Genomic DNA, 13,034 nt, shown 5'->3' on the forward strand with positions numbered 1-13,034 from the left:
GGCAGTCATGACCACCATCGAGCTGGTGCAGGGCGACATCACCCGGCAGAGCGCCGACGCCATCGTCAACGCGGCCAACTCCTCCCTGCTCGGCGGCGGAGGAGTGGACGGCGCGATCCACCGGCGCGGCGGCCCCGCGATCCTGGAGGACTGCCGTCGGCTGCGCGCCTCCCACTACGGCAAGGGCCTGCCCACGGGCCGGGCGGTCGCCACCACGGCGGGCGATCTGGACGCCCGCTGGGTCATTCACACGGTGGGTCCGCGATTCAGCCGCGAGGAGGACCGGTCGGAGCTGCTGGCCTCCTGTTATCGGGAGTCACTGCGGGTCGCGGACGAGCTGGGTGCTCGTACGGTCGCGTTTCCCGCCGTCTCCGCCGGTATCTACGGATGGCCGCTGGAGGACGCCGCCCGGATCGCGGTGGAGACGGTGCGGGCCACGGACACGGCGGTCGAGGAGGTCCGGTTCGTCCTCTTCGACGACCGGGCGTACGAGGCGTTCGCCCGGCAGGTCGGCTGACGCGGAGCTCGTGACGCGGCAGGCGGTCGGGCACCTCCGGTCCTGCTCCGGACCGCTCAACGACGCGGGACGGTACGTCTCTTACGGCCGTGTGGGCCGCCGCACGGCCACCGGCGGTACCCGGGCGACCTCGCGCGGGGGAGCGGACATGCTCGTACGGTGAAAGGAGGACGCCTTTTTCATCCGTACGAGCGTGCGCGCAAGGAGGTTGAACCGATGACCACCGCCGCAGACATCATGCACTCCGGGGCCCGCTGGATCCCGGAGACCGAGACCCTCGACCGGGCCGCGCAGCTGATGGCGCGCCTGAACGTGGGTGCGCTGCCCGTCAGCGACGCCAACGAGCGACTGTGCGGCATCATCACCGACCGCGACATCGTCGTGAAGTGCGTGGCCAAGGGCCATGATCCGGCGAAGGTGACGTGCGGCGATCTGGCGCAGGGCACGCCCCGCTGGATCGACGCGGACGCCAGCGTGGACCAGGTGCTGGACGAGATGGAGACGAACCAGATACGCAGGCTGCCGGTGATCCAGGAGAAGAAGCTCATCGGCATGATCAGCGAGGCCGACCTCGCCCGGCACCTGACGGAGGAGCAGATCGCCGGCTTCGTCGAGAAGGTCTACGCGTCCCGCTGAGAGCACCGGCTCCGGTGGCGGCCGAAGCGCCGGCCGGTCCCAGCGGTCCGTGACCCGCGTGGCATCATCGGGCGGGGTCAGGACCGCGGCCGTACGCCGTCGCGCACAGCCGTACGCGGGCGTACGCGGTCGTGGGCACCGCACGCCGTCGCACAAGGAGCACGATGAACCCCGCTCTCACCGCCCCTCCCGCGGTGGGCACCTCCCTGCTGGACGACTTCTCCCTGGAGATGACCGGCAAGGACGTGCCGAAGCTGGAGGAGGCGAGCGACAGCATCCCGCCGGGCACCCGGATCAACGTCACCTTCCTGGCGGGCGAGGACCTCGGCACGCGGCTGGCGGCCGCCCGCGCGGTCAAACGGCTCGGTTTCGTGCCCGTACCGCACATATCCGCCCGCCGCCTGCCCTCGCAGGTCCACCTGGAGGAGTTCCTGGCCGGCCTGGCGGCGGACGGCACCGCCGAGAACGTGTTCGTGGTCGGCGGCGACCCGGCCCGCCCGGAGGGCCCTTACGAGGACGCCCTGTCCGTCATCCGCACCGGGCTGCTCCAGCGGTACGGCGCACGGCACATCGGCATCAGCGGCTACCCGGAGGGCCACCCGGCGATCACGGACCGCACCCTGTGGGCGGCGCTCACCGACAAGACGGCGGCCCTCGGTACCGAGCGGCTCGGCGGCGATGTCATCACCCAGTTCGGCTTCGACGTCGACCCGGTCCTCGGCTGGCTGGAGGCCGCCCGCGCCCGCGGGGTCCATCTGCCCGTCCGCATCGGCGTCCCCGGCCCCGCGGGCGTGCGCCGGCTGCTGGGGTACGCGGCCCGGTTCGGCGTCGCCACCAGCGCCTCCGTCGCCCGCAAGTACGGTTTCTCGCTGACCAACCTCATGGGTACGACGGGCCCGGACCGCTTTCTGCACGCGCTGGCCAAGGCGTACGACCCCACGCGGCACGGCGCGGTGAAGGTGCACTTCTACACCTTCGGCGGGCTGCGGGCGACCTCGGAGTGGATCGCCCGGTTCCGGCAGGGGGACCACCACCGGTAGGCCCTGGTCCCGTCGCCCGGACGGCCCGCAGAAGATGCCCGGGGGCGGCCGGGCTGCGGCAATAGGGGGTGTCCAGGAGTACACCGTCCCGGAGGTCCCATGACCGAGCCGCCAGCCGCTACGCCCGGCGGACCGGACGGTACGGGGCCGCCCCCCGGGGGAGCGGCCGCGCACGGCGGGCGGCGGGCGGCCGGCGCCGCGGGACGGGTGGCACGCGCCACCGCCTCGGCCGTGCTCATCGTGCTGACCTGCATCTTCGTACCCGTCGCCCTGCTCGCCACCTGGGTGCACGACATCGCACTCGACACCGGCCGATACGTGTCCACGGTCGCCCCGCTGGCGGACGATCCCGCGATCCAGGACGCGGCCGTCCACCGGATCACCGAAGCGGTCGGCGCCAAGGTGAACGGCCCCCAGGCGGCCGGCGACATCGCCACCTGGCTCCAGTCGCAAGGGCTGCCGCCGCGCGCCGCGGACGCGGTCAGGGAACTGGGGCCGCAGATCGACGCCGTGGTGGAGCAGGCCGTCACCAGGGCCGCCACCCGGGTCGTGCACAGCAACCTCTTCGAACGGGTGTGGACCAACGCCAACCGGGACGCCCACCGGGCCGTGGTGCACGCCCTGACCGGCGAGGGCCGCGGAGCCTTCGAGGTGCAGGACGGCGCCGTCGTCCTCGACATCGGCACCGCCGTCGACCGGGTCAAGAAGGACCTGGTCGACGCCGGTATCAGCCCGGCCGCGAAGATCCCGGACGTCGACAAGCAGATGGTGCTCTTCCAGTCCGACCAGCTCGCCAAGGCCCGCAAGGGCGCCCATCTGCTCGACATCGTCGGCAACTGGTTCCCCGTCCTCGTCGTCGTCCTCGGCGTCGCCGGAGTACTGCTCGCCCGGCGCCGGCGGCGGGCGCTGGCCCGCACCGCGCTCGGCGCCGCCTTCGCCTGCCTGGTCGTGGCCATCGGGCTCGTCGTGGCGCGTCACTACTACCTGGACCACCTGCCGCCCCAGGTGCAGTCCCGGGCGGCCGCCGCGGCCGTCTTCGACACCCTGCTGCGCTTCCTGAAGGTCAGCCTGCGCACGGCCGTCGTCCTCGGCGTCGTCGTCGCGCTCGGCGCCTACTTCGCCGGGCCGGGACGGCTGCCCGTCGCCGTGCGCGGAGCCTCCGACCACACCGCGGACTCGGCGGCCCGGTGGGCGGCGGCGCACCATGTCACCACCGGACGCGCGGGAGCCTGGGCACAGGCCTACCGGCGCCCGCTCACCCTGGCCGCGCTGCTCGTCGTGGTCCTCGTCTTCGCCCTGTGGAACCACCCGACGGTCCTCACGGTCCTCCTGCTGGTCCTCGTGCTCCTCCTCGTCCTCGCGCTGCTGGCGCTGCTGGCGGCGAGCGGCAGAGCGGCGGTGACCGCATCCCCGCCTCCGCCCGCCTCCGGCCGGTCGGCCGAGGAGCGCTGAGAAGGGCTGGAGAGCGCTGAGGAGGGCTGGAGAGGGCTGAGGCAGCGCCGGTCGAGGCCGATGCCGTCGAACGCTGACCCTGTCGACCACACTGGTCCTGTCGGTCCTGTCGGTCCTGTCGAGCCCCCGTCGATCCCGCTGATCCCGCCCATGCTCCGCCCATGCTCCGCCCATGCCCTTCGCCTGGTCCGGACCGGTGAGCCCGCCTCGATCTGTGCCGAAGCCGGAAGGCTGGGATCCTGGTGGCAGGAAGCGCTGCCCGTGAACCGACGGACAGGCGGTGAGAGCCATGGCGGCGACGGAAGACAACCGGCCGAGACCGGAGGCGGCGTACGCCGATCCGCTGGGGGAGCCGTTCCTCCACACCCGCTTCGCCCCGCCGGCCAGGCCGGCCACATTCCTGCGGCGTGACCGCCTGCTCGAACACCTCGACCAGGCACTGCGGACGCCGCTGACGATGGTCAACGGCTCGGCCGGGGCCGGAAAGACCCTGCTGGTCGCCGACTGGGCCGCCGGACTGCGCCGCCCGGTCGCCTGGATGACCACCGAGTCCGAGGACGACAGCTCCGGCGTGTTCTGGGCCCACCTGCTGCAGGCGCTGCACGCCACCGGCGCACCGCTGCCCGAGGCCATCGGCTGCCCGGCGGACGCCGACCGCGTCGACCACGGGCTGCTGGCGCGCCTGGCCGCGGCACTGAGCGAAGGCACCCGCCCCCTGCTGGTCGTACTCGACGAGTTCGACCGCGTCACCGCCCCGCAGGTCGCCGAGGAACTGGAGTTCGTCCTGCACCACGCCGCGGACGGAATGCGGCTGGTCCTGGTCACCCGCACCGAGCCGCTGCTGCCGCTGCACCGCTACCGGGTGGCGGACGCCATCACCGAGATCCGCGACGCCGAAATGGCCTTCACCCCCGAGGAGGCGGCGGCCCTTCTGCGGCTGCACGGGCTGCACCTGTCGGCCGAGGCCACCCGTGCCCTGGTGACCCGCACCCGGGGCTGGGCCGCCGGACTGCGGCTGTGCGCCCTGGCCGCGCAGGAGACCGCAGATCCGCAGACGTACCTGAAGGAGTTCGAGGCGGCCCGCAGCACGGTCGCCGACTACCTTCTGGCCGAGGTGCTCAAGCGGCAACCGGCCCGGACCCAGGACCTGCTGCTGCGGGTCAGTGTCCTGGAGCGGTTCCGTCCCGAGCTGGCCGACGCGCTCACCGGCTGGAGCGGAAGCGAGCCCATCCTCGCCGGTCTCCACCGCCAGAACGCCTTCGTCGAGGACCTCGGACACCCGTGGTACCGGCTGCACCCGCTGTTCGCGGAGATCCTCCGCGCCCATCTGCGCGAGCGCTCTCCCGAACTGGAGCCGGAGCTGCACCGGCGCGCCGCCCGGTGGCTGCGTGTCTCCGGCGCCCTGCCGGAGACGCTGGCCCACGGCGCGGCGGCGGGGGACTGGGACCTGACCGCCGGTGCGCTCGTGGACGACCTGGCGATCGGGCAGCTCTTCACCGGGCTGCGCTGCGACGACCTGGACGAACTCTTCCGCTCGATGGGACCCGAGGCCACCAGCGCGGCGGCGGACCTGGTGCGGGCCGCGCGCGACCTGCGCCGCCGGGATCTCGACCACGGCCTCGCGCACCTGCGCCGCGCCGGCCAGACGCCCGCGGACGGAACGGGGGACGGCCCCGACGCGGCGGCCCGGCTGAGCTGCGCGGTGCTCGACGTCCTGGCGGCCCGGCTGGCCGGCTCGCCCGGCGGAGCCGAACGGGCGGCGCGGACGGCCGAGGCACTGCGCGACCAGGTCCCCGAGCGACTGCTGCGCAAACACCCCGAACTCACCGCCCTGCTGCTCACCCACCTGGGGTCGGCCCGCCTGTGGGCGGGGCGCCTCGACGAGGCGCGCGCCGTCCTGTCCGAGGTGGCCGACGGCCCGGGTGCGGCCTCGATCACCCTGCCCCGGGAGGAGTCCCTGGCGCACCTGGCGCTCATCGACTACCTGAACGGCTGGCCCGGCCGGGCGGAACGCAAGGCGCGGGCGGCGCTCGGCGACGGGGAGAGCGGTCTGCCGCCCCGCCAGTCCGGTTCCGGTCTCGGCCACATGGTGCTGGCCCTCGTGGCCGTGGACCGCGACGAGCTCGCGCAGGCGCAGGCGCTCCTCGACGAGGCCGCCGAGGCCTGCCTCGGCGGACCCGATCCGGTCGCCGCGGCGGCCCGGGCCCTGGCGAGCGCGCGTCTGCTGCTGGCCCGCGGCGACGCACGGGCCGCCGCGGGGGCCGCCGAACTCCCGGCGGGGACCGACGAAGCCTGCCCCTGGGCGGAGGCGTACACGGCGCTTGTCGCCTCGGCCGCCCATCGTGCCGAGGGCCGGCCGGACAGCGCCTCGAAGGTGCTGGACGACGTTGCCGGTGACGGGCGGCCGTACGCCGCCGAGCTGGCGTGGGCGCATCTGGCCGCCGGGAACCGCGACGCGGCCCTGCGCGCGCTCGACGGCCTGCACGGCCTCACCGGGACGGGCCCGGCGGTCGCCGTCCGTACGGCGCTGGTGCGGGCCCGGGCCGCACAGGAGGCGGGAGACACCGACACCGCCCGCCGGCTGCTCGCGCGGGCCCTGCTGCAGGCGCGCCGGGACCGGCTGCGACGCCCCTTCCTGGACGCCGGACCGCAGCTGCGGCGGCTGCTGGAGGCACCCCCGCTGGACGAACTGGCCGCCGGCTGGCTGATCCCCCCGCCCGCCGGGCAGGGCGCCCCCGGCGACGTACCGCTGGAACCGCCGTCGTTGGTCGTGGAGGAGCTGAGCGGACGCGAGCGGGACGTGCTGCTCCGGCTGTCCTGGATGATGTCCACGGAGGAGATCGCCGCCGACCTGACCCTGTCGGTGAACACGGTCAAGACCCACCTCAAGAGCGTCTACCGGAAGCTGGCCGTGAACCGGCGCAGCGACGCGGTGCGCCGGGCCCGCGAGTTGCACCTCCTCTGATACGACCGCCTTCCCCGTCCACGGCGCCCGGCGGTTGCCGCGGACGGCCCGTCTCCGCACCGCGCGCCACGCCGGCAGAGAGCGCGCGCCGCGCTCGCGGAACCGGTATCACCTGCACCGGGTGAGGTCCGAGGGCCCGGGGAAGCGGAGGATCGCGACCGAGGCGGCAGTACGCCCGCGGCGGGAGAGCAGGCCATGCGCTACGAGATCCGCGTCGACGGCCGCATGTCGGAGACGCTGACCAGGGCCTTTCCAGAGCTGGACCATGTCGTGATGTCCGGGCAGACACTCCTGTTCGGACCCGTCGTGGACGAGGCGCATCTCTACGGGCTCCTTGCCCGGTTCCGGTCCCTCGGACTGCGCGTTCTGGAGATGCGCCAGGTGCCGGAATGACCGGAGAGTGACTGGAGGGCCGGAAGGGCCTGAGTGACCGGAGGGACCAACGGGTGCCGGAGGGGGCGAAGGGCTCGGAGGCGGCATAGGGGGGCAGAGGGAGGGCAGAGGGGGCAGAGGGGCCGGCGGGTCGCAACGGCCTGTGGGGGCGAAGCAGCCGGAGTGGCCGGAGTGGCCGAAGTGACCGTCGAGTTCCGGAGGGGCGTCACAGGACGGCGGCGGTGACCCATGTGGAGCGGACCGCCGCGCCGGGCGCCGCGACAAGCCGCGACAGGACGGCCACGGCCATGGCACAGGGCGCAGTCATGGTTCGACCCGCTGCCCGGACCCGTCGGACCCGTCGGACCCGTCGGACCTGTGGGGCCTGTGGGCCCTGTTGGACCGGGGTGCCGACCGGTGCCCGGACTCGTCGGCCCCTTCCGACCCGTCGCCCCCCTCCGACCCGTTGGAGCCGGTCCCGCTCCCGCTCCCGCTGCCGTTGGAGCCGCTGTTGCCGTTGCCACTTCCGTCGCTGTCGCCGTCGTCGCCGTCGTCGCCGTCGCCGTCGTCGCCGTCGCCGCCGCCGCCGTCGTCGCCGTCGTTGCCGTCGCTCTCGCTCTCGCCGTCGTCGTCGCCATCCGTCCCGCCCCCCGGCCCCGGCCCGGCCGACCGTTTGCGTTGCAGACCCGACTCGATCGCGCCCGTGAGTACCCGAAGGGCGACGCCGGCCAGGAGCAGGCCGCATGCCATCTGCAGCATGGCCACCAACCGGGCCGACTGCGAGCGGGCGGTGATGTCGCCGTAGCCGACGGTGCTGAACGTGGTGAGCGTGAAGTACAGGGAGTCCGTCCTGGTCAGCCGTTCGCTGAACGAGCCCGGGGTGGTGCTGCCCATGACGTAGTAGGCGCCGGCGAAGAAGATCAGGAACAGTGCCAGCGTGACGGCCAGCGCTTCGATGGCCCGCAGCCGCGGATAGGGCGACTGCACGATGGACCAGACCTCCCAGGCGAACACCAGCCCCACGCCGAGCAGCCCGCACACCAGCATGACCGTGGTGACCCCCGGGCCCCGGGCGTTGAGGGGCAGCAGATAGTAGGCGGTGACCAGCGCGGCCGTGATGAGCAGCGGCCGCACCACGGCCAGCACGGTCGCCCGCACGGCCGCTCGCGAGACCGGGGGGCGCGCCCGGTTCCCCCGGCCGCCCCGGGTGCGTTCCGGGCGGGCAGTCACGGGATCCCTCATCTCGGCTCTCTTCGCTCCGGTCGGTCCCTCTTCGCTCCGTCCGGTCCGGCGCCGGTCGACCTCGCCAGCCCATCGCCCACGCGCCGCGCGGGGATCACCCGCCGTGGGTGATCCCGTGTCCGTACGGACACGGGAGGGTGGCCGCGAGGCCGCACGACGTTCCGACGGCGATCATCGCAGCCGTCCCGGACGTTTCGGCCGTTTACGGCGTTCCAGTCGTTTCGGCAGTGCTCGGTCTCGTGAGGAGGAACCATGAGCGAGTCGCGCGATCCGGAATCCCGGACCGGAACGGACCCCTTCGGCGGCAGGACGACTCCCGGCCGCACCGAGGACCCGACGGAGGCGCTGGCCCTGCTCGCGCGCTCCTGGACCTGGATCCTGTGGACGGCGATCGCCACCCTGGTGCCGGGCGTCCTGGTGCTGGTCTGGCCCGACGAGACACTGCACGTCCTCGCCGTCCTGATCGGTCTGTACCTGCTCGTGACCGGCGTCTTCCGGTTCGTCACGGCCTTCGGCCGCCAGGAGGCCGGGGAGCGGATCCCCGTACTGCTGCTCGCGGTCGTCTGCGTCCTGGCGGGCGTGCTCTGTCTGCGCCACCCCTTGCAGACCATCACGGCGCTGTCGCTGATCGTGGGGATCGTCTGGCTGGTGTCCGGCATCCTCACGCTCCACACGGCCCTCGCCACCAAGGACCTGCCGCACCGCGGCGTCCTGATCGGCGCGGCGGTGCTGGGCATCGTCGCCGGCATCGTGGTCCTGGCCCTGCCGGCCGAGTCGGCGCGTGCGCTGACCCGGCTGCTGGGACTCTGGCTCGTCCTGCTGGGGCTGGTGGAGCTGGCGGTCGCCTTCGCCTGGCGGCACGCGGTCCACCGGACGCTCACCCCTCCCGGGTGAGGCGCCGACTTCTTGCCGTGCCCACGCTGAAACGGCAGAGATCGTCTGCCGGGCACGGCCCCGGAACGGAGGAGTGACATGACCGCCCAGACGTACCTCGCGTACGACTATCCGTTGCTGAGCGCCTTCTGGACCATGCTGGTCTTCTTCCTCTGGATCATGTGGTTCGTGCTGCTCTTCCGGATCATCGTCGACATCTTCCGTGACGACAGGATGAGCGGCTGGGCCAAGGCGGCGTGGCTGCTGTTCGTCATCGTGGTGCCGTTCCTCGGCGTCCTCGTCTACGTGATCGCCCGCGGCAAGGACATGGGCCGCCGTGAGGTGGAGCAGGCCAGGTCGCAGCAGAAGGAGTTCGACGCCTACATCCGCGAGACCGCCCAGGGCGGGACCAGCAGCGTCGACCAGCTGGCCAAACTGTCCGAGATCAAGGCCCGCGGAGACATCTCCGAGGAGGAGTTCCGCAGGGCGAAGGAACTGGTCCTCAGCGACCAGGGTTCCCCCGGCGGAACGGGCTCCGCCCCTCGCTGAGCACATCCGACGAGACCGAAACGAGGAAACGGGATGTCCGCGACACACCGCACACACACGGAAACGACCCGGCAGCAGACGTGGGCCGGCGGCCTGACGACCTTCGCGGCCGTGATGCTCATGATCACCGGGGTGCTTGACCTCTTCCGGGGCATCATGGGGATCGCCCAGGACGACGTCTTCGTCACGACGCCGAACTACGTCTTCAAGTTCGATCTCACCGGCTGGGGCTGGATCCATCTGGCCCTGGGCGTGGTCGCGATGATCGTCGGCTTCGGCCTGCTCCAGCCCTCGCTGTGGGCACGGGTCGCCGGTATCACCATCGCCGGCCTGATCATCATCGCCAACTTCCTCTCCCTGCCGTACTACCCGGTCTGGTCGGTCGTGATGATCGCGATCTCCGGGTTCGTCATCTGGGCCCTGTGCGTGGTCCGGCGCGACGACTCTCCAGAAGGGTCACAGGCCGCCTGACCGCCTGACGGCCCCGGGGCGCGGCTGCTCCTGCTCTGCGGCGGCCGCGCCCCGCCTTCTGCCCGCGGTCCGCCCCCCGGTGTCGCCGGGTGGACGGGGTGGACGGGGGACGGCCCAGGCCGGCGCAGGCACGTGTCGGATTTCCGCCAGCGACCGGCCGGGGCGTGGACGATCCTGGACGCATGCAGACAGGGACGCACTTCGACAGGGAGCACTGTGTACGCGCCGTGCAGTCCAAGGACGCACGGTTCGACGGCTGGTTCTTCACGGCCGTCCTGACCACCCGCATCTACTGCCGGCCCAGCTGCCCGGTCGTTCCGCCCAAGGCCGAGAACATGACGTTCTACCCGAGCGCGGCCGCCTGCCAGCAGGCCGGGTTCCGGGCGTGCAAGCGCTGCCGCCCCGACACCAGCCCCGGCTCCCCGGAATGGAACCAGCGGGCCGACCTGGTGGCCCGGGCGATGCGGCTGATCGCCGACGGGGTCGTGGACCGTGAGGGCGTGCCGGGCCTGGCCGCCCGGCTCGGCTACAGCACCCGGCAGGTGGAGCGGCAACTGCTCGCCGAGCTGGGCGCCGGGCCCCTCGCGCTGGCCCGCGCCCAGCGCGCCCAGACCGCGCGGCTGCTCGTCGAGACGACCGCGCTGCCCATGGCGGAGATCGCCTTCGCGGCCGGCTTCTCCTCGATCCGCACCTTCAACGACACCGTGCGCGAGGTCTTCGCCCTGTCCCCGAGCGAGCTGCGCACGCGGGCACCGAAGGACAGTTCCCCGGCCGCGGGCACCGCCGGAACCCTCGTACTGCGGCTGCCGTTCCGCACCCCGCTCAACCCCGACAACCTCTTCGGACACCTGGCCGCCACCGCGGTGCCCGGTGTGGAGGAGTGGCGGGACGGCGCCTACCGGCGCACGCTGCGGCTGCCGTACGGACACGGGATCGTCGCGCTCGCCCCTCGCCCCGACCACATCGCCTGCCGGCTCACCCTGAGCGACCTGCGCGATCTGACCGTGGCCACCAGCCGCTGCCGGCGTCTGCTCGACCTGGACGCCGACCCGGTCGCCGTCGACGACCAGCTGCGCGCTGACCCGTTCCTCGCGCCCCTGGTCGACAAGGCACCGGGCCGACGGGTGCCGCGCACCGTCGACGAGGCCGAGTTCGCCGTCCGTGCCGTGCTCGGGCAGCAGGTCTCCACGGCCGCCGCCCGCACCCACGCGGCCCGCCTGGTCACCGCGCACGGCAAACCCCTGGACGACCCCGAGGGCGGCCTCACCCACCTCTTCCCGTCCCCCGAGGCGCTGGCCGAAGTGGACCCCGAGACCCTGGCCATGCCGCGCACCCGGCGTACCACCTTCACCACCCTGGTGCGTCAACTCGCCGACGGGACACTCCACTTGGGTGTGGAATCCGACTGGCCCGAGGCCCGTGCGCGCCTGCTCGACCTGCCCGGGTTCGGACCCTGGACGGTCGACGTCATCGCCATGCGCGCGCTCGGCGACCCCGACGCCTTTCTCCCCACCGACCTAGGGATCCGCCGCGCGGCACAGGAGCTGGGCCTGCCGTCCACCCCCGCCGCGCTCACCGCCCGCGCCGAGGCCTGGCGGCCCTGGCGGGCCTATGCGGTCCAGTACCTGTGGGCGACCGACAGCCACCCGATCAACTTCCTTCCCGTGTAAGGATCTCCTCGATGAAGCAGCACACCGTCATCGACAGCCCCTACGGCCCGCTCACCCTCGTCGCCGACGACGGCGTCCTGTGCGGTCTCTACATGACCGGGCAGCGCCACCGTCCGCCGGAGGAGAGCTTCGGCACCCGCGACGACAGCCTCTTCGCCCGGACCGAGGAACAGCTCTCGGCCTACTTCGCGGGCGAGCTGACCCACTTCACCCTCGAACTCCGGCTGAACGGCACCCCGTTCCAGCGCGGCGTCTGGGACCAGCTGACCCGCATCCCCTACGGCGAGACCCGCTCCTACGGCGAACTCGCCGACGCCCTGGGCAACCCCAAGGCGTCCCGCGCGGTCGGCCTCGCCAACGGCAAGAACCCGATCGGCATCATCGTCCCCTGCCACCGAGTCATCGGCGCGGGCGGCGACCTCACCGGTTACGGCGGCGGCCTGGACCGCAAACAGCGACTGCTGGACTTCGAGCGGGGAACGGCCCTGTTCTAACCCAGCGCGATCCTGCCGAGCAGTTCGGGCAGGGCGGTGCCGATCGGTTCGTGGATGACCTCCTGGGCGAGGTCGTCGTAGGGTGTCGGCTCGGCGTTCACGATGATCAGGTGGGCGCCGTGGTCGGCGGCGACGCCGACGAGGGCGGCGGCGGGCTGTACCTGGAGGCTGCTGCCGACGGCGAGGAACACGGTGCACGCCTTGCTGATCGCCAGGGCCTCGCCGAGCACCTCCGGGTCCAGCCGCTCGCCGAACATCACCGTGGCCGACTTCAGGATCCCGCCGCACTGCAGGCACGGCGGGTCCTCCTCGCCGGCCTCGACCCGGGCGAGGGCGTCCTCCATCGGGCCTCGCGCTCCGCACCCCGTGCACACAACGCTGCGGGCGCTGCCGTGCAGTTCCAGCACCTTGCGGGCGGACAGCCCGGCGAGCTGGTGCAGGCCGTCCACGTTCTGCGTGATCACCCGCACCGGTACGCCGGACTTCTCCAGGTCGGCGACGGCCCGGTGCGCGGCGTTCGGCTCGGCCTTGAGCGTGCGGTTCTTCCGGCGCATCTGCCATGACCGCCGCCGGATCTCCGGATCGCTCATGTAGTACTCGTACGTCACAAGCTTCTCGGCCTCCGGATCCCGCCGCCACAGCCCGTTCGGACCGCGATAGTCGGGGATCCCGGAGTCGGTGGAGATGCCGGCCCCGCTGAGGACGGCGACGAGGGGCTTGGTCATGCCGTCGAGGGTAGGCCGCGCGGAGCGG

13 protein-coding genes are annotated in these 13,034 nt (G+C 72.9%); 11 read left to right on the forward strand and 2 right to left on the reverse strand.

The genetic code is table 11. From position 1 onward, the window contains the following. The first annotated feature begins 7 nt into the window (after positions 1-7). From ACZ7P3_RS40860 to ACZ7P3_RS40885, 6 genes are all read left to right on the forward strand, one after another. A complete protein-coding gene (locus ACZ7P3_RS40860) occupies positions 8-517 on the forward strand; it encodes an O-acetyl-ADP-ribose deacetylase (RefSeq protein ID WP_472089726.1) in 510 nt (169 codons plus the stop codon). A 216-nt stretch (positions 518-733) separates the two neighbouring features. Then, positions 734-1,153 carry a CBS domain-containing protein gene (locus ACZ7P3_RS40865; protein ID WP_472089728.1) on the forward strand — a complete coding sequence of 140 codons (420 nt, stop codon included), beginning with the start codon at positions 734-736 and terminating at the stop codon, positions 1,151-1,153. A 164-nt stretch (positions 1,154-1,317) separates the two neighbouring features. Beyond that, on the forward strand, positions 1,318-2,193 hold the full coding sequence (locus tag ACZ7P3_RS40870; RefSeq protein ID WP_472089729.1) for a methylenetetrahydrofolate reductase: 876 nt from the start codon (positions 1,318-1,320) through the stop codon (positions 2,191-2,193). A 99-nt stretch (positions 2,194-2,292) separates the two neighbouring features. Then, on the forward strand, positions 2,293-3,645 hold the full coding sequence (locus ACZ7P3_RS40875; protein ID WP_472089731.1) for a hypothetical protein: 1,353 nt from the start codon (positions 2,293-2,295) through the stop codon (positions 3,643-3,645). A gap of 289 nt (positions 3,646-3,934) precedes the next feature. Further along, entirely contained in the window at positions 3,935-6,610 is a 2,676-nt protein-coding gene (locus ACZ7P3_RS40880; protein WP_472089733.1) for a winged helix-turn-helix domain-containing protein, read from the forward strand. Between the two features lie 195 nt (positions 6,611-6,805). Further along, complete coding sequence (locus tag ACZ7P3_RS40885) at positions 6,806-7,003, forward strand: hypothetical protein (protein ID WP_472089734.1); 198 nt, start codon at positions 6,806-6,808, stop codon at positions 7,001-7,003. A 303-nt stretch (positions 7,004-7,306) separates the two neighbouring features. On the opposite strand, the gene ACZ7P3_RS40890 is transcribed toward ACZ7P3_RS40885, so the two are convergent. Next, entirely contained in the window at positions 7,307-8,212 is a 906-nt protein-coding gene (locus tag ACZ7P3_RS40890; protein WP_472089736.1) for a potassium channel family protein, read from the reverse strand. A 264-nt stretch (positions 8,213-8,476) separates the two neighbouring features. Between ACZ7P3_RS40890 and ACZ7P3_RS40895 the strand changes: the two genes are divergently transcribed. The 5 genes from ACZ7P3_RS40895 (at position 8,477) to ACZ7P3_RS40915 (ending at position 12,281) form a co-directional block, all read left to right on the forward strand. Further along, positions 8,477-9,118, forward strand: coding sequence for an HdeD family acid-resistance protein (locus ACZ7P3_RS40895; RefSeq protein ID WP_472089738.1), 642 nt, complete (start codon positions 8,477-8,479; stop codon positions 9,116-9,118). Positions 9,119-9,196: 78 nt separating this feature from the next. Continuing rightward, positions 9,197-9,646, forward strand: coding sequence for an SHOCT domain-containing protein (locus ACZ7P3_RS40900; protein ID WP_472089739.1), 450 nt, complete (start codon positions 9,197-9,199; stop codon positions 9,644-9,646). A gap of 33 nt (positions 9,647-9,679) precedes the next feature. Further along, on the forward strand, positions 9,680-10,117 hold the full coding sequence (locus ACZ7P3_RS40905; protein ID WP_472089741.1) for a DUF7144 family membrane protein: 438 nt from the start codon (positions 9,680-9,682) through the stop codon (positions 10,115-10,117). 182 nt (positions 10,118-10,299) lie between these two features. Then, on the forward strand, positions 10,300-11,787 hold the full coding sequence (locus ACZ7P3_RS40910) for an AlkA N-terminal domain-containing protein (protein WP_472089742.1): 1,488 nt from the start codon (positions 10,300-10,302) through the stop codon (positions 11,785-11,787). An 11-nt stretch (positions 11,788-11,798) separates the two neighbouring features. Beyond that, positions 11,799-12,281: a methylated-DNA--[protein]-cysteine S-methyltransferase gene (locus ACZ7P3_RS40915; RefSeq protein ID WP_472089743.1), complete on the forward strand. Its 483-nt coding sequence runs from the start codon at positions 11,799-11,801 to the stop codon at positions 12,279-12,281. On the opposite strand, the gene ACZ7P3_RS40920 is transcribed toward ACZ7P3_RS40915, so the two are convergent. Continuing rightward, complete coding sequence (locus ACZ7P3_RS40920; RefSeq protein ID WP_472089744.1) at positions 12,278-13,006, reverse strand: SIR2 family NAD-dependent protein deacylase; 729 nt, start codon at positions 13,004-13,006, stop codon at positions 12,278-12,280. The two genes, ACZ7P3_RS40915 and ACZ7P3_RS40920, sit on opposite strands and share 4 nt — an antisense overlap. Between the last annotated feature and the right edge of the window lie 28 nt (positions 13,007-13,034).

This window comes from Streptomyces sp. NPDC107581 (assembly GCF_055657175.1).

Excerpts from the sequence above, each read along its gene's own strand:
- ACZ7P3_RS40920 (WP_472089744.1), bottom strand. The coding sequence starts at position 13,006 with ATGACCAAGCCCCTCGTCGCCGTCCTCAGCGGGGCCGGCATCTCCACC.
- ACZ7P3_RS40865 (WP_472089728.1), top strand. The coding sequence starts at position 734 with ATGACCACCGCCGCAGACATCATGCACTCCGGGGCCCGCTGGATCCCG.
- ACZ7P3_RS40860 (WP_472089726.1), top strand. The coding sequence starts at position 8 with ATGACCACCATCGAGCTGGTGCAGGGCGACATCACCCGGCAGAGCGCC.
- ACZ7P3_RS40885 (WP_472089734.1), top strand. The coding sequence starts at position 6,806 with ATGCGCTACGAGATCCGCGTCGACGGCCGCATGTCGGAGACGCTGACC.
- ACZ7P3_RS40900 (WP_472089739.1), top strand. The coding sequence starts at position 9,197 with ATGACCGCCCAGACGTACCTCGCGTACGACTATCCGTTGCTGAGCGCC.
- ACZ7P3_RS40910 (WP_472089742.1), top strand. The coding sequence starts at position 10,300 with ATGCAGACAGGGACGCACTTCGACAGGGAGCACTGTGTACGCGCCGTG.
- ACZ7P3_RS40905 (WP_472089741.1), top strand. The coding sequence starts at position 9,680 with ATGTCCGCGACACACCGCACACACACGGAAACGACCCGGCAGCAGACG.
- ACZ7P3_RS40875 (WP_472089731.1), top strand. The coding sequence starts at position 2,293 with ATGACCGAGCCGCCAGCCGCTACGCCCGGCGGACCGGACGGTACGGGG.
- ACZ7P3_RS40895 (WP_472089738.1), top strand. The coding sequence starts at position 8,477 with ATGAGCGAGTCGCGCGATCCGGAATCCCGGACCGGAACGGACCCCTTC.
- ACZ7P3_RS40870 (WP_472089729.1), top strand. The coding sequence starts at position 1,318 with ATGAACCCCGCTCTCACCGCCCCTCCCGCGGTGGGCACCTCCCTGCTG.
- ACZ7P3_RS40915 (WP_472089743.1), top strand. The coding sequence starts at position 11,799 with ATGAAGCAGCACACCGTCATCGACAGCCCCTACGGCCCGCTCACCCTC.
- ACZ7P3_RS40880 (WP_472089733.1), top strand. The coding sequence starts at position 3,935 with ATGGCGGCGACGGAAGACAACCGGCCGAGACCGGAGGCGGCGTACGCC.